General features: G+C 30.1%; 20 protein-coding genes. All 20 read left to right on the forward strand.

The annotated features are described in order from the left end of the window. The first annotated feature begins 1 nt into the window (after position 1). The 20 genes from ACN0WI_RS12615 (at position 2) to ACN0WI_RS12710 (ending at position 21,531) form a co-directional block, all read left to right on the forward strand. Complete coding sequence (locus ACN0WI_RS12615) at positions 2–1,102, forward strand: glycosyltransferase family 4 protein (protein WP_417887301.1); 1,101 nt, start codon at positions 2–4, stop codon at positions 1,100–1,102. A gap of 2 nt (positions 1,103–1,104) precedes the next feature. Further along, positions 1,105–2,109: a glycosyltransferase family 2 protein gene (locus ACN0WI_RS12620; RefSeq protein ID WP_417887302.1), complete on the forward strand. Its 1,005-nt coding sequence runs from the start codon at positions 1,105–1,107 to the stop codon at positions 2,107–2,109. Next, complete coding sequence (locus tag ACN0WI_RS12625) at positions 2,106–3,242, forward strand: glycosyltransferase (protein WP_417887304.1); 1,137 nt, start codon at positions 2,106–2,108, stop codon at positions 3,240–3,242. The genes ACN0WI_RS12620 and ACN0WI_RS12625 overlap by 4 nt, the downstream gene beginning before the upstream one ends. Positions 3,243–3,294: 52 nt before the next feature. Continuing rightward, on the forward strand, positions 3,295–4,128 hold the full coding sequence (locus ACN0WI_RS12630; RefSeq protein WP_417887305.1) for a glycosyltransferase family 2 protein: 834 nt from the start codon (positions 3,295–3,297) through the stop codon (positions 4,126–4,128). Further along, positions 4,125–4,910 carry a glycosyltransferase gene (locus ACN0WI_RS12635; protein ID WP_417887306.1) on the forward strand — a complete coding sequence of 262 codons (786 nt, stop codon included), beginning with the start codon at positions 4,125–4,127 and terminating at the stop codon, positions 4,908–4,910. Before ACN0WI_RS12630 ends, ACN0WI_RS12635 begins: the two co-directional genes overlap by 4 nt. A gap of 9 nt (positions 4,911–4,919) precedes the next feature. Further along, the gene (locus tag ACN0WI_RS12640; protein ID WP_417887307.1) at positions 4,920–5,942 is read left to right on the forward strand and encodes a glycosyltransferase family 2 protein; all 1,023 of its coding nucleotides are present in this window, start codon (positions 4,920–4,922) and stop codon (positions 5,940–5,942) included. Positions 5,943–5,950: 8 nt separating this feature from the next. Then, positions 5,951–6,634 (forward strand): sulfotransferase family 2 domain-containing protein, encoded by a 684-nt coding sequence (locus tag ACN0WI_RS12645; protein WP_417887308.1) that lies wholly within the window; start codon positions 5,951–5,953, stop codon positions 6,632–6,634. Between the two features lie 56 nt (positions 6,635–6,690). Beyond that, positions 6,691–7,548, forward strand: a complete 858-nt coding sequence (locus tag ACN0WI_RS12650) for a glycosyltransferase (protein ID WP_417887441.1) — start codon at positions 6,691–6,693, stop codon at positions 7,546–7,548. Then, complete coding sequence (locus tag ACN0WI_RS12655; RefSeq protein WP_417887309.1) at positions 7,541–8,605, forward strand: glycosyltransferase family 2 protein; 1,065 nt, start codon at positions 7,541–7,543, stop codon at positions 8,603–8,605. Before ACN0WI_RS12650 ends, ACN0WI_RS12655 begins: the two co-directional genes overlap by 8 nt. A 12-nt stretch (positions 8,606–8,617) precedes the next feature. Then, positions 8,618–9,772: a glycosyltransferase gene (locus ACN0WI_RS12660; protein WP_417887310.1), complete on the forward strand. Its 1,155-nt coding sequence runs from the start codon at positions 8,618–8,620 to the stop codon at positions 9,770–9,772. 272 nt (positions 9,773–10,044) lie between these two features. After that, positions 10,045–11,199 carry a cytidylyltransferase domain-containing protein gene (locus tag ACN0WI_RS12665; RefSeq protein WP_417887311.1) on the forward strand — a complete coding sequence of 385 codons (1,155 nt, stop codon included), beginning with the start codon at positions 10,045–10,047 and terminating at the stop codon, positions 11,197–11,199. After that, on the forward strand, positions 11,196–12,071 hold the full coding sequence (locus tag ACN0WI_RS12670; protein ID WP_417887312.1) for an N-acetylneuraminate synthase family protein: 876 nt from the start codon (positions 11,196–11,198) through the stop codon (positions 12,069–12,071). Before ACN0WI_RS12665 ends, ACN0WI_RS12670 begins: the two co-directional genes overlap by 4 nt. Further along, positions 12,071–13,468: a UDP-glycosyltransferase gene (locus ACN0WI_RS12675; RefSeq protein ID WP_417887313.1), complete on the forward strand. Its 1,398-nt coding sequence runs from the start codon at positions 12,071–12,073 to the stop codon at positions 13,466–13,468. The genes ACN0WI_RS12670 and ACN0WI_RS12675 overlap by 1 nt, the downstream gene beginning before the upstream one ends. A gap of 1 nt (position 13,469) precedes the next feature. After that, entirely contained in the window at positions 13,470–14,723 is a 1,254-nt protein-coding gene (locus ACN0WI_RS12680) for an alpha-1,2-fucosyltransferase (RefSeq protein ID WP_417887314.1), read from the forward strand. Continuing rightward, a complete protein-coding gene (locus ACN0WI_RS12685; RefSeq protein WP_417887315.1) occupies positions 14,720–15,880 on the forward strand; it encodes a glycosyltransferase family 4 protein in 1,161 nt (386 codons plus the stop codon). Before ACN0WI_RS12680 ends, ACN0WI_RS12685 begins: the two co-directional genes overlap by 4 nt. Beyond that, positions 15,877–17,400 carry a glycosyltransferase family 2 protein gene (locus ACN0WI_RS12690; RefSeq protein ID WP_417887316.1) on the forward strand — a complete coding sequence of 508 codons (1,524 nt, stop codon included), beginning with the start codon at positions 15,877–15,879 and terminating at the stop codon, positions 17,398–17,400. Before ACN0WI_RS12685 ends, ACN0WI_RS12690 begins: the two co-directional genes overlap by 4 nt. Beyond that, on the forward strand, positions 17,401–18,393 hold the full coding sequence (locus tag ACN0WI_RS12695; protein ID WP_417887317.1) for a glycosyltransferase family 2 protein: 993 nt from the start codon (positions 17,401–17,403) through the stop codon (positions 18,391–18,393). Then, a complete protein-coding gene (locus tag ACN0WI_RS12700; RefSeq protein ID WP_417887318.1) occupies positions 18,390–19,358 on the forward strand; it encodes a glycosyltransferase in 969 nt (322 codons plus the stop codon). Before ACN0WI_RS12695 ends, ACN0WI_RS12700 begins: the two co-directional genes overlap by 4 nt. After that, on the forward strand, positions 19,355–20,470 hold the full coding sequence (locus ACN0WI_RS12705; protein WP_417887319.1) for a glycosyltransferase family 4 protein: 1,116 nt from the start codon (positions 19,355–19,357) through the stop codon (positions 20,468–20,470). The genes ACN0WI_RS12700 and ACN0WI_RS12705 overlap by 4 nt, the downstream gene beginning before the upstream one ends. After that, positions 20,467–21,531: a glycosyltransferase family 4 protein gene (locus ACN0WI_RS12710; protein ID WP_417887320.1), complete on the forward strand. Its 1,065-nt coding sequence runs from the start codon at positions 20,467–20,469 to the stop codon at positions 21,529–21,531. Before ACN0WI_RS12705 ends, ACN0WI_RS12710 begins: the two co-directional genes overlap by 4 nt. Positions 21,532–21,572 lie beyond the last annotated feature (41 nt).

Here is a 21,572-nt window from a genome sequence, read left to right on the forward strand (position 1 = left end):
AATGAATATTGCAATCCTATCACCTTCGCAAAATGCGTATTCAGAAACCTTTATTCAGGCACATAAAAATCATCTTGATGGAAATATCTTTTATTATTATGGAGATTCAAAAAATATAAGGCTCGAAGGGGAAGGTAGTATAAATAAAAATTCAAAGGCACTCTTTTATAAATTAAAAAGAAAGCTTTTCAAGAAAAAATATAGTTGGTACTTTAACCAACTTTTGATTGATTCTTTAAAAAGAAATAAAATAGATGTGGTATTGGCAGAATATGGTACTACTGCTGAAATGTGTTTAAAGCCAATTAAGGAGTTAAATATTCCATTAATAATCCATTTTCATGGCTACGATGCTTCTAAAAAACAAATAATTAAAGCAAACAATAATTATAAAAAAAGTTTTGATTATGCTAGCTATGTAATAGCTGTTTCAAAAAAAATGTATCAGGATCTATTATCTATAGGTTGTCCAGAAAGCAAGCTTATATTAAATACATATGGTCCTAATCCTGAATTTTATAAGGTCTACCCTTTATTTAATAACCAACAATTTATCGCAGTTGGTCGTTTTGTAAATAAAAAAGCACCTTATTATTTATTGTTATCTTTTGCAGAGGTTATAAAAGAATTTCCGAATGCTCAATTGATTATTGCAGGAAAAGGAGAGCTTTGGGATACTTGCAAGAATTTAAGTGTTGCACTTGGTCTAGAGAAGAATGTTAGTTTACCGGGGATTATATCTCCTGAACAGTTTCAGGCATATTTATCTGAAAGTTTGGCTTTTGTTCAGCATTCAGTAATAGCAGAAGATGGGGATAGTGAAGGTACACCAGTAGCAATTTTAGAAGCTTGTGCGGCTGGCTTACCTGTTATTTCAACCTACCATGCCGGGATTCCCGATGTCGTAATTGATGGTTATAATGGTTTCTTAGTAAAAGAACATGATTATAAAACTATGGCTGTTAAGATAAACCATATTTTAAGTGAAAAAGATCTAGCTAGAGGTATAGGAGAAAATTCTAGAAAGAGAATTCAGGATAATTTTAGTTTAGAGAAACATATAAATCGGCTTGATGAGTTAATAAAATCGCTAGTCCCTTAATAATGAATAATCCTTTAGTTTCCATAATTATTCCAACCTATAACCGGGCTCACTATATTGGTGAAACCTTGGAGTCTGTTATCATGCAAACGTATCAAAATTGGGAATGCATTGTAATAGATGATGGCTCTAGCGATTATACGGATGAACTGATGGAATTCTATTGCGAAAAAGACGCTAAGATTCAATATCGTCATCGTCCTAACCACAAACCTAAAGGCGCAAATGCCTGTAGAAACTATGGAATAGAATTTTCCAATGGGGATTATTTAATTTTTTTAGATTCAGATGATCTTCTTCATACTGTTTCTATAGAAACCAGAGTTGATATAGCTATTGCAAACTTCACTAAGAATTTTTTGATTTTTAAGATGACCGTTTTTCATAAATTTCCGGGTGATACTAATAGAATAGTGAATAGGTATATAGAAGAGGGAAATTCAGATAGTTATTTGTTGATGTTTCTTAGGCATGAAATTCCTTGGCAAATTACTTCTCTTTTTATAAAAAAAGAATCTTTGGGCATAAGATTTGATGAAGGCCTTAAAAGACTTCAGGATGTTGAATTTTCTTCAAGATTATTATTAATGAATAAAACTGAAAATTTTTTGGTAATTAATAATATAGCTCAAGATTGCTTTTATCGTAATGAAGAGAGACATTCAAACTATAGTATTTCATTTTTGAAAGTAATTGTAAATTCTTTAGCTAGATATTATCAAAATTTAGCTCCTATATTAGAAAAAATAAAAGATGAAAAGACATATAATCTTTACAGAGGTTCTCTGATAAAAACATTTTATCATTTTTATAAAAACTACTTTTTACTTTCTAATTGCATAAACTGGAAAGAATTAAAGGAACTTAAACAAATCTTACTTCAAGAAAAATTTATAACTAGAACCGATCAGATGAAGTTCCAGCTTCTTGAAATTATTTATTTTTTTGGTCTTCATAAAATAAAAGGAATTGGGGTATATAGGTTAACAAAAAATTGGTTAGAATGAAGATTTTATTTGTTTCTATGCCTTCAATTCATTTTATCAGATGGATAGATAACCTGAAAGATCAAAATTGGGAATTGTTTTGGTTTGATATTTTAGATAGAGGAAAGCTTCAAACTGAATTGGGGATCAGACAATATACTGGATGGAAAACGAGAAAAATCCCTTATATAAAAGGAGAATATTCTCTCAGAAAGAAAATACCTATTTTATATCAAAAATTAAGAATCTTACTTGAGGTAACAGAAGCAGAGAAATTTGAACTAATTTTAAATCAGATTAAACCAGATATCGTTCATAGTTTTGAAATGCAAGAATGTTCTTATCCATTATTAAATGTTTTAAATAAAAAGAAGTATTCTCATATTAAATGGATATACTCATGTTGGGGAAGTGATTTGTATTACTATAGAAATTTTAAAAAGCAAACAATTAAAATAACGAAGACACTTAAAAGGATTGATTATTTACATGCTGATAATGAGCGCGATAAAAAGATAGCAAAAGAATTAGGGTTTAAAGGAAAAAGTTTTGGTACATATCCTGGAGGAGGGGGGTATAATATTCCTTCAAAAGGAAAATTTTTTAATGCGAACAGAAATCTAATTTTAGTTAAAGGTTATCAACATAAATTCGGAAGAGGATTAACGATAATAAGGGCTTTAGAAGAAATCTTACCTAAAATCAGTGAGAGAGGTTATAAGGTTATAGTATTTGGAGCTCATAACGAAGTTTTAAGGTATATTGCCGATAAGTCCTTACCTTTCGAATCATTTTCGCGACATGCATTGATTCAGGAAGATGTATTGCGAATTATGCAAAAGACTTCTATTTATATCGGTAACAGCATTTCTGACGGAATGGCTAATACGATGATTGAAGCTATAATTAGTGGAGCTTTTCCTATCCAATCTAATCCAGGAGGCGTTAGTGAGGAAATAATTGAAGATGGAAAGAATGGTTTTTTAATTAATGATCCAACTTCCATAGAATCTATTAAATTTTTAGTAACTCGTATTTTGGAAGATAGAGGATTATTATATAGAGCTTTTAAAATTAATTATGACTTAGCAAAAAATCGTTTTGATTATAATTTGGTAAAAAATCAAATCATTCAAAGTTACAATAACTTATAAATAAAAATTTAAAGTAATAATTTGTATAGATGCTTTCGTAAAATTTTTCTCAATGTTAGAAATCGCATGTAGTGATACTGTTTTAAGTATTGTAATTCCCTGTTATAATCAGGGACAATTTTTAGAAGAATGTCTGGAAAGTGTATTTAATCAGACAGCGAAAAAATGGGAATGTCTGATAATTGATGACGGATCGACAGATAATACTAGTGAAATTGCAGAACAATGGATAAAGAAAGATTCTAGATTTGAATATTATTATAAAGAAAATGGAGGTGCATCGAGCGCTCGAAATTTTGGAATTAAACATGCGAAACAGCCTTACATTCTACCATTGGATGCAGATGACAAAATTCATAAAACTCTTATCGAGGAAGCTTATAAAATAATGCAAAATGATATTTACGATCTTATTTATTTTGATGTTGAACTTTTTGGAGTAAAAAATGAAAAATTACAGTTACCTGCATATAGCTATAAAACTTTACTACTACAAAATTGTTTTATAGTATGTTCTATTTTCAGAAAGGATTTATGGCTAAGGGCTAAAGGATATGATGAAGAATTGAAGTCTTTTGAAGATTGGGATTTTTGGATTAGAATCCTTAATGAAAATTCTAGAATTTATCATTTGGATAAGATTTTATATTTTTATCGAAAGCATGAGGTAAATAGCTTGTCCAACAGGTTTAAAACAGATCCGAAATACTACTTTAGCCTTTATGATTATATTTACAACAAAAATTCGAGTATTTATCAGGAAAATTTTCCAAATCCAATTTTAGCTTATCAGGAAAATGAATCTTTGAAAAAATTTAATAAGAAGGTGAAAAACACTTTTTTTTTTAAAGTATATGTATTATTTAAGAAATATTTTAAGATGTGATTTCTGTAGTAATTAGAAATAAAAATGAAGCGAAAGATTTAGAGTTTTTATTGTTTAATCTTACAAGTAGATATTCGGATTCTATTGATGAAATTATAGTAATCGATAACGAATCTAAAGACGAGAGTAAAAAAATAGCTGAGAAATTTAAAGTTCGTTTCGAGACTATAAAAGATTTTTCTTACGGGGGTAGTGCAAATTTTGCTGCTGAAAAAGCTACAGGAGATATTATTGCGATATTCAGTGCGCATTCTTATCCAGTGAGTCCGAATTTTTTTAAAAGTATAAAAGAAAAATTCGATAACAACAAAAAATTGGCGGGAGTAAGATGTTTACACTCTTCCAACGATTATCGAAATTATATTTTGAATATAGGTGTTGAAAAAGATCCAAATAAATCTGGATTAATATTTACAGGTTCAGCATTTAGCAAAAAAGTTTGGGAGAAAATTCCGTTTAATGATAAAGTGCCAACTTTTGAAGATAAAGACTGGACATTAAGAGTAGTTAAAAAAGGCTACGAAATAGAATTTGCTCCTGTTGTATTTGCTTACGAGATTAGAAGATCGAAAGCTCAATCTTATTTGCGAAAAACAAATGATTTGTTGGGTAACTACCAAATATGGCATGAAGAAGTAAAAATGAGACAGGCCTTTAATAACGTTGTTGGTACATTCTTAAATGGATCTAAGAACTTATTTATAGACACTTTTTATGCCATTAAATTCTTATTCTTTGTTTTGAAGTTTAAGATAAAAAAGCCTGAAAAATTTAAATATTAGTCTGATCTCATGCGGAAAGGAAATAATCCCAATAAAGATAAAGTTACCTCTGATGACAGGTTTGGACATCAGATCATTATTCCGGTTTATATCCCTAATCAAAAAGATTATTTTAAAGATGCTTTTAAAATCTTCAAAAAGTGTCTTCAATCGATATTAGAAACGGTAGATTTTGATTACACTTATATTTCTATTATAAATAATGGGAGTTGTGTTGAAGTTGAAAATTATCTTTCAGCTTTAAAAAGCGAAAACAAAATTCAGGAGCTTATTAATAGTTCGAATATTGGAAAATTAAATGCAATTTATAAGGGTGTAGTAGGGCATAATTTCGATTTGGTTACCATTGCAGATGCTGATACGATGTTTTTGTCTGGGTGGCAACAGGAAACTATTCGTGTTTTTAATGCTTTTCCAAAGGCCGGTACAGTTGGTATTGTACCTCAATTTAATATGTATGCTAATTTTTGTACCAATGTGATATTCGATAATTTTTTACAAAAAAGAATGCAATTTTTTAAGGTAGCGGAACCAAAGAAAATGCAAAAATTTTATCAGAGTATTGGATGGAATATGAAAGAAGATCATTATTATTTACAGTATATTTTGGGCCTTGAAAAGGGCGAAGTAAAGGCTTGTATAGGCTCTAGCCATTTTGTAGCAACATACAGAAAGGAAATTTTAAATGAAATAAAAAAATATATTCCTGCCAAAATGGGAAATAACAGTGAACGTTTATTAGATATGGCAGCTCAAAATAATGGTCTATGGAAACTAACTACATTTAAAAATTATGCATACCATATGGGCAATGTTTATGAAGATTGGATGGATGAGATAATATTTTCAAAAATGACTTTGAAAATAAATTATATAAATTCTAAAAGAAATAAACCTTCAAAATCAATATTTTTACTTAAGAATAAAGTTTTTAAAAGAATAATGAGAATTAAGTTAGTTAATGATTCTTTTTTTAAAATTAAAGGATTGCCTAATAGTATTTTAGCAAAAATCGGTAAAATTTATTATTAAATAATATTATGATTTCTCATAAACATAAATGTATTTTTATTCATATACCCAAATGTGCAGGAATTAGTATCACTACATTTTTATTAGGGGATGAACTGATAGCTTGGAATAAGCCAAATTACAATGTGTTATATGGGTGGTGCCCAAAGCGAAAAACCTTTTTGCAGCATGCTTCTGCGAAATTTTTGGTTGAAGAGGGGTTGATCACAGAAAACCAGTGGGCTGATTATTATAAGTTTACATTTGTTCGAAATCCTTGGGATCGAGTTGTTTCCGACTATTTTTGGCTGCAAAAAGATCAAAAAATTAAAGGAAGTTTAAATGAATATTTAACTAAAAAAGGGAAATTTGAAAATGCCTTAACGCAAAAGGGAACTTTACATTATAGGGGAGATCATTTATATCCTCAAACATCTTTTTTTGATACAAATGGGGATTATCAATTAGATTTTATAGGTCGGTTTGAATCCTTAGAAAGTAATTTTGAGTTTTTATTAAAACAAATGAAAATTAAGGATCATTTTAGTCTGCATCTCAATAAAAGGAAAAATAAAAGAAAGCATTATTCCAGATTTTTTACAGAAACTAATAAAAATCTTGCTGAAAAATTATTTCAGCAAGATATTAATTTGCTGAATTATTCTTTTGAAGATGAACGAAAAGGTATAGCTAAACTATATAAATACTTTTAATGAATTCAGAAATTATTGTAAGTGTTTTCATGTTAACCTATAATTAGCAAAGTCTAATAGCACAAGCTATAGAAGGGGTGGTGAATCAAAAAACAAATTTTAGATTCCAATTAGTAATAGGTAATGATGCAAGTACAGATGATACTCTGAAGATTTGTAAAAATTATCAAAATAAATATGGAAACAGAATTAAGTTAATAACTCACGATAAAAATATAGGCTTAATCAATAATTTTATAGAAACTTCTAAGTCTTTGACTGGTAAATATATAGCGATTTGTGATGGGGGTGATTATTGGACGGATTTGGATAAATTACAGAAACAAGTTGATTTTTTAGATAAAAATAATGATTATTCGATAGTGTTTGGTAAATGTCGAAGATTATATTCTAGCGGAAAAATAAGTGAAAAATCGATGAATTTTGAAAGAAATAATTTCGATTTTACCGATTTAGTGATGAATAATTTTATTCCTTCAGTCACTGTATTATTTAAAAATTCAGAAATTTTAAAAAATTTACCTTCTTGGTTTTTTAATTTACCTTACGGAGATTGGCCGATATATCTATATATAGTATCGGATGGTAGTAAAATATTTTTTTTTGATGAATACTTTGCAGTTTATAGAGTTGAGGTAGGAGAATCTTTCAAATTGAGAAAGAAATTAAGTAATGTATTCAAAACCGATATGTTTATTTTAGAGAATTTGAGAAAAGAATTAGGCTTTGAAAAAGGACAAGAAAATTTTAAAAAATCCATTCAAAAAAAGAAAAAATCTTTAATATTAGCTTATAATAGAGAGGGAAATTATATAGGAGCATTTTGTGAATATTTAAAATTAGTTCTTTTTCACGGAGAAATCAAATTCACCAAATTATATTTTTATTCTTTAATTAAAGTTTTTAATGCTTAGCCTTGTACTTACATATCGGAATCGTGATTTGGAAATTGTAAAACGCTGTTTAGCATCATTAAAAATGCAAACCGATAAGGCGTTTAGGGTTTTTTTGATAAATTATGGTAGCTCAGATACATTTACAGTTGAGATTGAGAGGCTTGTAAAATTATATGATTTTTTAGACTACATTTTTGTGCCTGCCTGTGGGCAATTGTGGAATAAAAGTAAAGCCATAAATATAGGCTTAAAAAAGAGTAACAGTAAACTGGTCTTAATTGCAGACATTGATATGATTTTTCATCCAAATCTGATTTCAAAATGTCAAGATATATACCAGAAGTTTGGTATGTTTTACCTTCAAACTGGTTTTTTAAACAAAATTGAAACTGAAAAAAAATTAGATTTCAATAATTTAAAAGTAGCATTTAAGAGTAGTTTAGGTGCAACAGGGATAAGCTTATTTGAATTAGATGCATTAAAGTCTATTGGGGGTTATGACGAATTTTATCACGGTTGGGGCGCAGAAGATACCGATGTTCATCTGCGATTAAAAAATGCAGGGTATTCGATTTATTTTTATGATCAGGAAATTTTGATCAAGCATCAGTGGCACCCAAAACTTTATCGAAGCAAAAAAAGTCTTTTTCCTTATCATTCTTTTTTAGAGCAAATTAATCATCAATATATGCTGCAAAAGCAAAAAAATATGGTTGTAAGTGCTAATCAAAATTATGAATGGGGGGTAATCCCAAATAAAGGTATTAATGATTCAATTCAGGTTTCTAGGTTAAAAATCACACCAGAGAGTTCAAAGGTAAAAGCAGTTCTTTTTAATGTTAAGATGAGGAATGAAAAGGCTAATATTATAATTGAAAAGGTGCCTTCTCGGGAAAAAATTAAAAATGCCGTAAAAAAAAAGTTAGGTAAAAAGTATAAAGATTATTTTAGTATCAACGAACTTAATAATTATATCTTGGAGTTTTTGATCTTTCATCATTATAAATATGTATATGAGTATAAGATAGATTGGAAAGAAGAAAAGGTGTTCTTAAAAATACAACCTATAATTTAGAATTTTTTTATATTGAAAATTTTAGCGGTATCAATGGCTTCAGCCCACTTCTTTAATTGGATAAGCCAATTAGAGGGAACTCATCATGAAATTTATTGGTTGGATGTCTATGACTCCGGGAATAAGGTAAAAAAAATTGATTTTGTCCATCAGTTTGTAGGATGGCGTTATAAATGGGATTTTCCTGCTCGTCATCTGTTAAAAGGTAATTTTCCGAAAGTGTACTCTGTGATAAGTAGGTTCAATGAAGTGAAGCTAGAAAAGATGATGGATAGTGTAATAGAGCAAGTACAACCTGATATAGTTCATAGCTTTAATTTTCAATCTGCTGCTATTCCATTAATTTCCGTTATGAAACGGAGACAACTGAAATGGATTTGCTCTTCTTGGGGTAGTGATATTTTTTATTATTCCTCTATTAAAAGTGAATTGAAATTGCTGGACTCTCTTTGCAGCATAATTGATTATCTTTTTACGGATTGTAATAGAGAATACAAACAATCATTAAAACATGGTTTTAAAGGTAAATTTTTAGGTGTGTTTCCTGGGCGTGGTGGGTTTTTAACACAAGAGCTGCGACAAGAAATTAATTTTAATAAACGAAAAGATCATAAGACTATAATAGTAAAAGGGAATCACGGTGTTTTTGGTAGAAGTCATACCGTTTTAAAGGCCTTATCGCTAATTAAGTCAAAGATTTGTGATTGGAAAATAATTGTATTTGGTTGTTCAGAAGTTACCCTAAATTATATCCAAACTTTATTTAATAGAAAAGAAATTGATGTTTATGGACAAATTTCACATCAACTTATAATTAAATTAATGGGGAATGCTGCTATTTATATAGGCAATAGTATTTCTGACGGTATGCCGAATACACTTTATGAAGCGATAATAATGGATGTTTTTCCAATTCAATCAAATCCAGGGGGAGCAACATCAGAAATCATACGGCATAATTTCAATGGATTATTAATAGAAAACCCTAATGATACGAAATCGATAAGCGAATTAATACTTAAAGCGACCGGTAGTTCCAAGCTAATAAATAATGCTATTATTTTTAATAGGGAAAATATCATTCCATCAATCGAAAGAAATTTTATTCGGGAAAAGGTTATCAATAGATACAATTCTATTGAACTAGATTTAGGTATAAGTAATTGAATTTTAAAAAAAGTATGGTATAAATATACGAAATGATATAATCGTTTGAAGCTTCTATAATATAAAGCTATCTTTGGAGCCATAGACCCTATAATATATTATAACACTGTTCCTGATAAAAATAAGCTAGAATGTGTACTATTTTTAAAAACTAAAGGTGTAAAAGGATTTTAAAGCATTTAGAGGGTAAGATCCTTTAATACTTTTAGTATGATTTTTGAAGTATAGTTATAATTTTATACCTATTACTAAACACTATAATTAACATGTTAATGAAGGCAGTAGGTTTTATTCCATTACGGAAAGGTTCTAAAGGTATTCCCTGTAAAAATAAGCGTAAAATGCTTGGTAGACCTTTATTTTGTTGGGTCTTAACCGAAGCTATCTTTTCGAAACTAGATGAGGTAATTGTGTTTACTGACGATAATGAAGTTATTGAATTTATCGAAAATCAATTTCAGTGGTCTTCAAAAGTAAAAGTAATTTTACGTCCCGAAAATACGGCTACCGATACGGCTTCTACCGAAATGGCAATATTAAATTATTGTGAGTCTGTAAACTATAATTTTGATGTATTTTGTTTATTGCAAGCTACTTCCCCGTTTACAAAATCGGATGCCATTAATAACGGAATATCAAAAATTGAAGAAGGAGCCGATGCTTCATTAAGCGTAGTGAAAACCCATCGTTTTATCTGGAATCATAACGGTAAATCGTTGAATTATGATTATAAAAATAGACCAAGAAGGCAAGATTTCGAAGGCTTGTTAGTTGAAAATGGTGCTGTGTATTGTACTACAAAAAATGCCCTTCAAACTAGCCAAAACCGAATAAGTGGAAACATAGTTCCGTTTGAAATGCCGGAAGTTTCATATACTGAAATTGATAGCGAAGCCGATTGGATTACTATGGAAAATCTTTTGGCAACCGACTTAAGAAAACAGAAAGTTAATAGTAAAATCACTCATTTGGTATTAGATGTAGATGGGGTTTTTACTGATGGAAAGGTTTTGTTTTCTGAAAATGGAGAATTAGCGAAATCTTTCGATATGCGTGATGGTATGGGCTTAGAAATTTTGCGTCAACACCAAGTAAAAGTAATGGTAATGACATCAGAAAATTCTGCTCTGGTTGCTGCAAGAATGAAAAAGCTCAAGATCGATACCGTGTTCTTAGGAGCAAAAGATAAATTCGGAATGCTTCAAGATTATTGCATGAAAAATGATTTAGAGATGAACAGTTTGGCGTACGTAGGAGACGATGTTAACGATATGACTAATATGTGCCGTGCAGGTTGGTCTTTTGCTCCTGCAAATGCTATGGATGAAATTAAACGAATTGCCGACGTAAATTTGGCAAAAAAATCAGGAGAGGGTGCTATTCGAGAAGTAGCTCAATTTATACAAAAATACAATACAAGATTTTGAATACTTATAAAAAACCTTACGTAATTGCCGAAATTGGATGTAACCACAAAGGCGATATGGAAATTGCAAAAGAGCTTATTAAAATAGCTAAAATATTTTGCAAGGTAGATGCTGTGAAATTTCAGAAACGGAATAATAAAGAGTTGCTGACTGAAAGTCAGTATAATGCACCACACCCTAATCCGGTAAATGCATATGGCGATACGTATGGTGAACATCGTGAATTTTTAGAATTTTCGGTAGCGCAACATCAAGAATTAAAATCTTTTTGTGAAGAAATGGAAATTACCTATTCTACTTCAGTTTGGGATTTATCCTCCGCTCAAGAAATTGCCAGCTTGCAACCTGATTTTATTAAAATTCCCTCGGCTTGTAATAATCATTATGAGATGTTGAATTGGTTGTGCGAAAATTATTCCGGCGAAATTCATATTTCAACAGGAATGACCACTAAAAACGAAATAGGAGATTTAGTTGACTTTTTCACTGAAAAGGGTAGAAATCAAGATTTAGTAATATACAATTGTACCTCTGGTTATCCGGTTCCATTTGAAGACGTGTGTTTATTGGAAATCGCAAGAATGAAACAACTTTATGAAGATAAAGTAAAGCATATTGGGTTTTCGGGTCATCATTTAGGAATTGCAGTAGATGTAGCCGCATTTACCTTAGGAGCCAATGTAGTGGAACGGCATTATACGTTAGATAGAACTTTGAAGGGAACCGATCATGCAGCTTCGTTAGAACCTTCGGGGATGCGTAAATTAAAACGAGATTTAAATGCCGTTTACCAGTCCTTAACCTTTAAAGAAAAAGATATTTTAGATATAGAAGCGGTTCAGCGTGAGAAATTGAAATTCAGAAAAAATTAATGGCTAAAAAAAAAGTTTTTGTTTTTTTACCGGATGGTGTAGGCTTACGTAATTTCGCGTACACTAATTTTAACAATTTCGGTGAGGAATTAGGAATAGATGTAGTGTATTGGAATAATAGTGTTTTTCCATTACACGAAAAATTAGGACTACATGAAGTTAAAATAGCATCCGATAATTTACATCCATTAACACCTATTTATTCCAGAGCGCGAAAACGAATAGAGCTTAATTTATGGCAAAAAGAATTTAAAGATTCGGTTTATAAAACCTATAAATTTCCTTTTCAATATCATACCACTAAAAAAGCCACTCGCAGCATAGTAACCAAGCTTTTAATTGCCAAATATAATTCCCCAAAAGGAATAGGTTCAATAAAAAAGAAAATAGCAAAATTAGAACGTAAAAATCCTAAATATGAGTATTGTAAAAAGCAACTAGAAAAGCATAAGCCTGATTTAATATTATGTACCAGTCAGCGTTCTACTCAAGCAATAAGCGCATTATTAGCTGCTAAAGATTTAGGAATTCCAACGGCTACATTTATTTATAGTTGGGATAATGTGCCTAAAGCGATGTTAGTGGTAGAAAGCGATTATTATTTTGTGTGGAGCGATTTGATGAAAGCTGAAATACTGAAGTATTATCCATTTCTAAAAGAGAATCAGGTTATTGTGACTGGTACTCCACAATTTGAGCCTCATTTTAACTCAGATTTAATGATACCCAGAGCTAAATTTTTTGCAGATTATGGGTTGAATGAAACCAAAAAATATATTTGTTTTTCAGGTGACGATACAACTACTTCTCCGTTAGACCAATATTATTTAGAAGATTTAGCTGTTGCTGTAAAGAATCTTAACGAAGAAGGGTATAATTTAGGAATTATATTTAGGAAAGCACCGGTAGATCATACGGGGAGGTATCAAGAAATTATAGAAAAGTACAAACAGGAAATTACGGAAATAGCCCCGGCTTGGAAAGCAATGGGCAAACAATGGAATACTATTCTTCCTGAACCTTACGATTTTTCATTGTTATCAACAGTTTGTGAATATTCAGAACTTGTGGTGAATATTTGTTCTTCTATGGTTTTCGATTTTGCCATTCATAACAAACCTTGTATATATATCAATTATGAGCAACCACAATTGAAAAAAGGGATCAGAGATATTGGGCAAAATTATAAATATGTACATTTTAGATCGATGCCTGCTAATGCAGTAGGTTGGGTTACAAATAAAAATCAGTTTAAACCGATATTACAGCAAATGCTTCAAGATCCTGAACCTATAGTAAAATTTGCTAAAGAATGGTTTAAAATTATAGGTGGAGAAAATCCAATGCAGGCATCGAAAGAAATTTGGCAAGTTACGGCGCAAATAATAGATCGCTAGTATGATTACTTTTGGTAAATTAGGTCGTAAAGGTAATTTAGGAAATCAGCTATTTCAAATTGCCTCTACAATAGGAATTGCTATTGAAAATGATCATGAATTTGGGTTTGAAGAATGGGAATACCAGTCTTTTTTCAAGAATCATTTACCAAAAATTGATAGTAAAAATTACAATTTTAAACATGTTTTAGAAACTATGTATGAGTTTCATGATTGGGATTTGGAGACTCACAAGGATTATGATTTGGAGGGATGGTTACAATCAGAAAAGTATTTTCAAAAAGACTTAGTTAAGCATTATTTTGAATTTAATACGAAGCTTAAAAATAAGATTGACACTTTGTTCAAAATTGTTTTTGAAAAACCTACCATTTTAATTTCCATCCGGCGAGGAGATTTTGTTAGACATCCTGATTATTATCAAACTCCTATTAAATATTATCTTAATGCTCTTTATAATTTTTTCCCCGATTGGATAGAAAAAAATTTAGTCATATTAAGTGATGACATCAGTTATTGTAAGTATCATTTTTCCTTTTTGAATAATGCACATTTTGGGGATAATTTATCTGTTATAGAACAACTATATTTAGGTACAAAATGTGATCATTTTATAATAAGTAATTCTACTTTTTCTTGGTGGTCTGCTTGGTTAGGTGAAAGTGCATCATCTATTGTTGTAGCTCCATTTCAAAATTTCCGAGGAGATAAAAGCATTGAATCTAATGACAAGGATTTTTATCCTGATAGGTGGAATAAATACAATTTTGAAAAGGATAAAATACCACTAAAATTTTTAAATATAGAATATAATGATAGGACAAGCGTAGAAAAAGCCATGATGAACTATTACTTCTATTTAAATGATGGAGAAGGTATTAAACAGAAATTATTTTTAAAACCAAATTATATTATATCTCCAATTGTTATCTATTATTGTAGTATTCTTCATTCAAACTTGAATATTTATACCTCACATAAGATAAATAATGTATCTGGTATATTTGATCGAAAAGAATTTACAGAAGATTATGACTTTGGCTTTTTTTTTAACATACTAAAATTATCGAAAAAGGTGAAAAAAATTAAAATTGGTAAATTTACCGAAGAATCAAGCTTAAAGTCTGAAATTGAGGATATTTATGTAATAGCAGGGCGGTTTAAAAAATTTGGAGGATTTAATTTTCAATTTCTGATGTGTAAAAGAAATATAAAAAAGAGTATTAAAGTTCAGCTTAAAAGATTGATTAGATGATTAAGTTAAAGCATATAGGTTTCATAGTAAGTCATTATCCACATTTGGCATTTGGTCATGATGGAGGTCTTGGAACAAGTGTATATAACTTGGTTCAATCTTTAAAAACCAAATTTGAAGTATCCGTTTTCGTATATGGACAGGAAAAATACTTTGAGATAGTGGAGACTAATATGAAAATTTATAGCCTGAATTTTAAATCAGATAGTTTTGGCTTTTATAAAACAAGAAAAAAAATCAATCAATTTGTAAATAAAAAAATACAAGATGATGATATTCAGCTCATAGAAGTTCCCGATTGGACGGGGATTTCGGCATTTATGAGTTTTCCTGTGCCCGTCGTGATGCGTTTTCATGGTAGTGATGCCTATTTCTGCCATCTGGAAAATCGTAAGCAGAAATGGAAAAATTTTTTATTTGAAAAGTTAGCGGTTAGTGCGGCAAATGCTTTTATTGCCCCTACGGGTTTTTCAGCCCAGCTTTCCAAAGAAATATTCAGAATTAAAAATAAGGAGATTAGAACCATACATTATGGTTTACGACTTAATGACTTCAATAATCCTGAATCCGAGAATTTTAAAAATTTTCAAATTTTATATATAGGTACTTTAATTCGAAAAAAAGGTGTTTTAGAGCTTCCATTTATTTTGCAAAAAATAATTTTAAAATTTCCTGAAACGAGGTTAATAATAATTGGGAGTGATGCGCCCGATATAGAAACAGGTCTACCCTCTACATGGGGATTACTTAAAAAGCAATTTGGAAGTGCTATAAAAAATGTAACCTATTTGGGCAAAATACCTTATCATTTGGTACAGGAAAATATTAAAGAATCACATGTTTGTATATTTCCCTCTTATGCGGAAACCTTAGGAATGGTTACTATCGAATCCATGGCCTTAAAAAAAGCAGTAGTAAATACAAATATAGGCTGGGCTAAGGAAATTATTGATAATGGTGTTAATGGATTAATGGCTTATCCTGATGATCACGAAAGTTTCTCAGATCATATTATGCATATTTTTAGCGATGATATTTTCCGTAAAAAAATTCAATCGAATGCAAGGTTAAAAGTGGAGAGCCATTTTGATATTGAGAAAAAAACACTAGAAAATATAGAATTTTATGAAGAAATTATAAATGCTAAAGATAGATGATAGTTCTAGTACATCAAAAAGGGAAAAAGCTATGTAGTATTATTAGAAATGGTATCTATTTGCAGATTACCTCTAATAATCTTATATCTTCGTTTTGGAAAGTTGCAAAAGATTATCCTGAAGAGTTAATTGTATGGGTAGAAGAAAAGTTTGAGAGTCAACTATCAGAGGCAGGTTTTAAAAAGGTATTTCATCATGATCTTATTATGGCTTCTTATTCCATTGAAACTACTTTTTTTAGTGATGATATAGGTTATATTGATGATTTTCCATTTATTAATATCAATAGAGAAGTAAAGTATCCTACCTGGTTAATGAGTAGTGATTTAGGAGGGATTAAAGGTAAAGTAGCCTCTCGATTTCTATCATCTTTCGATAAAATCCATAATTTTGATTATCTGTTAAATGCTATAGCTAAAATTGGTCAACAAAATGGACTTTTCTGCTATCATGCACCACAACTTTCGTATCAAAAAAGTGCGGGCTTAATATACAGATCCACGCGTTCTCAACTTTTCAGATTTGTATTTCAATTTTATAAAAAGTACAGGGGGGGCATTCTATTTTGGTGTTTAAGGAAATATGGAAAAGAAAATGTAGTTAAGCAACTAGTACATTTATCGAGCAAAAGTTTTTTTGGACTTGAAATTGATTTTTCTGATTTTAAAATAAAGTCTTCAAAAAATGTCCAATTTGATAGTATTGATGTTATCATTCCAACAATTGGAAGGCCTTCTCATTTATTGAATGTTTTAGAAGATTTAAAGAAGCAAAGTTTTTTACCAACTAAGGTAATTATTGTCGAACAAAATCCAGAAGAAAATTCAAAAAGTGATTTTGACTTTAAGGAGGAGGAATGGCCGTTTATAATTGATCATACTTTTACAAGGCAAGCAGGAGCTTGTAAGGCCAGAAATTTAGCATTAAGCAGAGTAGTTTCAGATTGGGTTTTTCTATGTGATGATGATGTAAGATTACAGCATGATCTCTTAAATAATATTATTGGATCAATTGAATTATGGGGAGCAGATGCTGTTAATTTGAATGAAAAAAATATATCAAATAAATATATTAAAATCAAACAATGGGGTGCTTTTGGTTCAGGGCTCGCCATTTTAAAATCTTCGACTATAGAAAATAATCTATTTCATCTTAGCTTTGAATTTGGATATGGGGAAGATTTAGATTTCGGCATGCAATTGCGAAAAAAAGGTATTGATATCATTTTTATGCCTAATTTAGAAATTACTCATTTAAAAGCCCCTAGGGGAGGGTTCCGGCAGAAAATTGATAAACCTTGGGCAAACGCTAATCCTTCACCAAAACCTTCACCTACCATTATGGCTTATGTAAAACGTAATTATACGAAAAAACAGATATTAGGTTATAAAACAATTTTATGGATTAAGTTTTATAGAGCTCAATCTATAAAAAATCCTATTAGATATAGAAAAGAAATGCAAAAGAGATGGGAAATAAGTGAAACCTGGGCTGATAAACTTTTAAAAGCCAATTCATAGATGCATTCTTTTTCACTAATTATTTGTACTTACCAGCGGCCTTATGCACTTTTAAAGTTACTAAGATCTATAGGCGAACAAAAATTATATCCTTATGAGATCATTATTGTAGATGGTTCCACAAATCTAGAAAGTAAAAATCTGATTGCAGAATATAATTTTAGAAATATTGAATACTATTTAGTTGCTGAAAAAGATCGAGGTTTAACCAGGCAAAGAAATTTTGGAATAGAAAAAATAAGTCGAGATAGTTTGATTATCTGTTTTTTAGATGACGATGTGGTGCTACAACCCGATTATTTTGAAAAGCTGATGGAAACTTATGAGAATTATCCAGATGCTCTAGGTGTAGGCGGTTATATTATTGAAGAACATATAGCTTGGGAAAAATTAGAAAACGATAGCACTGACTTTAATGAATTTGAATTCGATGGTTGGAAAAGAAAATTGGGCAGTAGAAATGTGTTACGTAAGAAATTAAATTTGTTGAGCGATAGGCATCCGGGAATAATGCCTGAATTTTCTCATGGATTTTCTATTGGCTTTTTACCACCTTCCGGAAAAACCTATCCAGTAGAATATTTTATGGGCTGTGCTATGAGTTTTAAAGCTCCTGTGACCAAAAGACTTAAGTTTTCAGACTATTTTGAAGGTTATGGCTTATATGAAGATCTGGATTTTTGTTTAAAAGTAGCTAAATTGGGACCGTTATATGTAAATACTGCGGCAAAACTATATCATCACCATGAGCCATCTGGACGTCCTAACCAGTTTAAATATGGTAAAATGGTCAGCCAGAATGGTAAATATGTTTGGCGCTTAAAATATCTAAATCCAAAATTATCAGTTAAATTGAAATTTTATATAATATCAATTTTATTAGCACTAGTTAGATTTGGAAATGTTTTCAATACTTCTAAACAAAAGGAAGCTTTTACGGAAGCTATGGGGAGGTTTTACGGATTGTTAATTTCTAGCAGAAGTAAATCATGAAGGTTTTTATTTATGTTTTAACAGATGTTCATTATTACGCTTTCTATATCCAGGGTTTATATAAAAACTTTGGAAAAAGAAATGTTATTTTTAATTTGGATAGATTTCCAAATTTCGGAATAAAATCGTGTGCGCTAATTTTACAGAATAACGAAAAATCAAAAAAGATAATAATAGATGCTTACGATTCTTGCAATGTTAGAGATAATTGGTTAAAATGGTGTGATGTTTATGCCAAAGTAAATGTAAATAATAACCACCACTATCCCGAAAAGGTGCTTAATATAGGACCTAGTTTTGGTATTCAAATATGGAACTATCCTCAAAGTGTTTATTATTCTTTATCAAATTACTTCTTAGGTAAAGCATATATTCATAATAAAAAGGAATTTTTTGCTGCTTATTGGAGACAATTAAAACGAGAAAGATATAAGAGATACCATGAAGATTATTCTTTAAACTCTGATTACGTTTACTTTATAAGTTCTATATGGAAAAAAGAAAAAAGAACGAATGAAGCCCGATATAAATTTATAAAAGCTTGCCAAAAGTTGGAAAAAATTAATTTTGAGGGAGGCTTTGCAGATCGATCTGATCATGATAATTTGGGATATCATGAAGTTTTAACGCCTAGAATTTCTCTATCCGAATATATAGACAAAATTAAAAAGTCATTACTTGTTTTTAATACTCCAGCAGTTGAGGATTGCCATGGTTGGAAGCTTGCCGAGTTTTTTGCTTTAGGTAAAGCGATAATATCGACTCCAAGTTTTAATAAGCTTCCAGATAAAAACGAAAGAATAATACATTATATTCAACATTTAGATGAACTTTCTGAAGCGATCCAATTTATTCAGAAAAATGCTGCTTATAGAGAAAGCTTGGAGGTTAACTCTAAAAAATATTGGGAAAAACATTTATCTCCTACTAAAGTTATAGATAAAATCAAGAACTATTTATTTTGAATTTTTTAATCATCACTCATGTACGGCATACCTGTAAAAATGGCCAATATTTTGGTTATGCGCCTTATATTCGAGAAATGAATATGTGGTTACAATGTGTGGACCATGCAGAGGTTATTGCCCCTTTAGTTAAAAAATCATCCTCGAATATAGAAATAGCTTATAGTCAAGATCTATTAAATTTTACTGATGTTCCTGCTTTCCAAATAACATCTTTAACAAACACTCTAGCAACATTTATAAAGCTTCCTTTTATTATTTTTAAGCTTTTTAAAGGAATGAAATCTGCCGATCATATTCATTTACGTTGTCCTGGTAATATGGGGTTGTTAGGAAGTGTAATTCAGATATTTTTTCCTTTCAAATCAAAAACAGTAAAATATGCTGGTAATTGGGATCCCAATTCGAAGCAACCATTGACTTACAAGCTGCAAAAATGGATAATTTCAAATACATTTTTAAGCCGAAATACAAAAGTACTAGTATATGGTGAATGGCCGAATCAAACAAATAATATCATTCCTTTTTTTACCGCATCTTTTTCCAAAAAAGAAATAATAGATCTTAAACCCAAGAAACTTGGAGAAAAAATAAATTTTATTTTTGTAGGGAGTTTGGTTGATGGAAAACAGCCATTATTGGCTATTAAAATTGTTGAAGCATTAAAGAAGAAAGGTCATCATGCTATAAACCTTAAAATATTTGGGGAAGGTATTTTGAAGCAGAGTCTTTTGGATTACGTTAAACAAAAGAAACTTGATGGCTATGTGAAAATATGCGCTGGGATATCTTTAGAAGAATTGAAAGAAGAATATTGTAAAGCTCATTTTTCAATATTACCTTCAAAAAGTGAAGGTTGGCCCAAGGCGGTAGCAGAGGCAATGTTTTTTAGCTGTGTTCCTATTACAACTCCGGTTTCTTGTGTACCTTGGATGCTAAATAATGGAGAAAGAGGGATTTTACTGAATCACAATTTTGAGAAAAATATTGATGAAATAATTAAAGTAATTAGAAGTCCTGAACAATTTAGCAGAATGTCCAAAAATGCTGCCGAATGGTCTACTAAATATACATTGGAGTATTTTGAATCTGAAATACAGAAAATTTTATGAGAGTATTGCAGATTATAGATTCATTAGATGCAGGTGGAGCTGAACGAATGTCTGTAAATTTATTTAATTCCTTAAATCAAGAGCGGAAGGTAATTTCTTTTTTAGTCGTTACCAGAAAAGAAGGAATTTTGAAGGAAGATATTAGTATTTATTCTAATTATTTATTTTTAGACAGAAAGAATACTTGGGATATTAGAGCCTTTTCAAAGCTAATTAAATTTACGAGATTAAACAAAATTTCGCATATTCATGCACATGGTAGTTCCTATTTTATTGCGAGTTTATTAAAAATGGTAATACCTAAGTTAGTACTAATTTGGCATGATCATTATGGAAATAGTGAGTTTTTAGAAAATAGACCTCATAAATTTATTTTAAAAATTTGTTCTAATTTTTTTAATGGAATAATTGCAGTTAATAATAAATTAAAGGAATGGGGAGAAAGGGAATTATTTAGTAAGCATGTTGCCCAAATTAATAACTTTGTTGAGTTAAGAAATTTAGGAGAATCTAATCTTCTTTTAAAAGGCAATGAAAAGGAGAAAATAATTTGTATAGCAAACATAAGACCTCAAAAAAATCATCTTTTTCTGTTGCAAGCTTTCGATAAATTAAAAAATAGGTATAATGTAAGCCTTCACCTATTCGGAAAAACATTTAATACAATATATAATGCTGAAGTATTAGCATTGATAAATAATACAAATCATGTTTATTTTTACAATTCTCAGGTAATAACTAAAAGTATTTTAAAACAAGCAACGATTGGACTATTAGTTTCAAAATCAGAAGGTTTACCTTTGGCTTTATTAGAATACGGAATGGCAGGTTTACCAGTAATTTGTACTGATGTGGGAGACTGTCGGAAAGTAATCGGTAGCTATGGAAAGCTTATAGAGTCTAATGATGAAAAGTCGCTATTAGAATCTATAAATTATTATGTAAATAATGAAGAAGCAAGAAAAAAAAACGCTCGATTATTACAAGAAAGAATACGATCAAAATTTGGCTCCGAAGAAATTATAAATCAAATATTGAAGTTTTATAAAGCGTGCAAGTAACTTTTAAACAAAATAGAAAGCAATACATATCTTTTCTATTG

The sequence above is a fragment of the Zunongwangia sp. genome, assembly GCF_048269745.1.
GTDB lineage: Bacteria > Bacteroidota > Bacteroidia > Flavobacteriales > Flavobacteriaceae > Zunongwangia.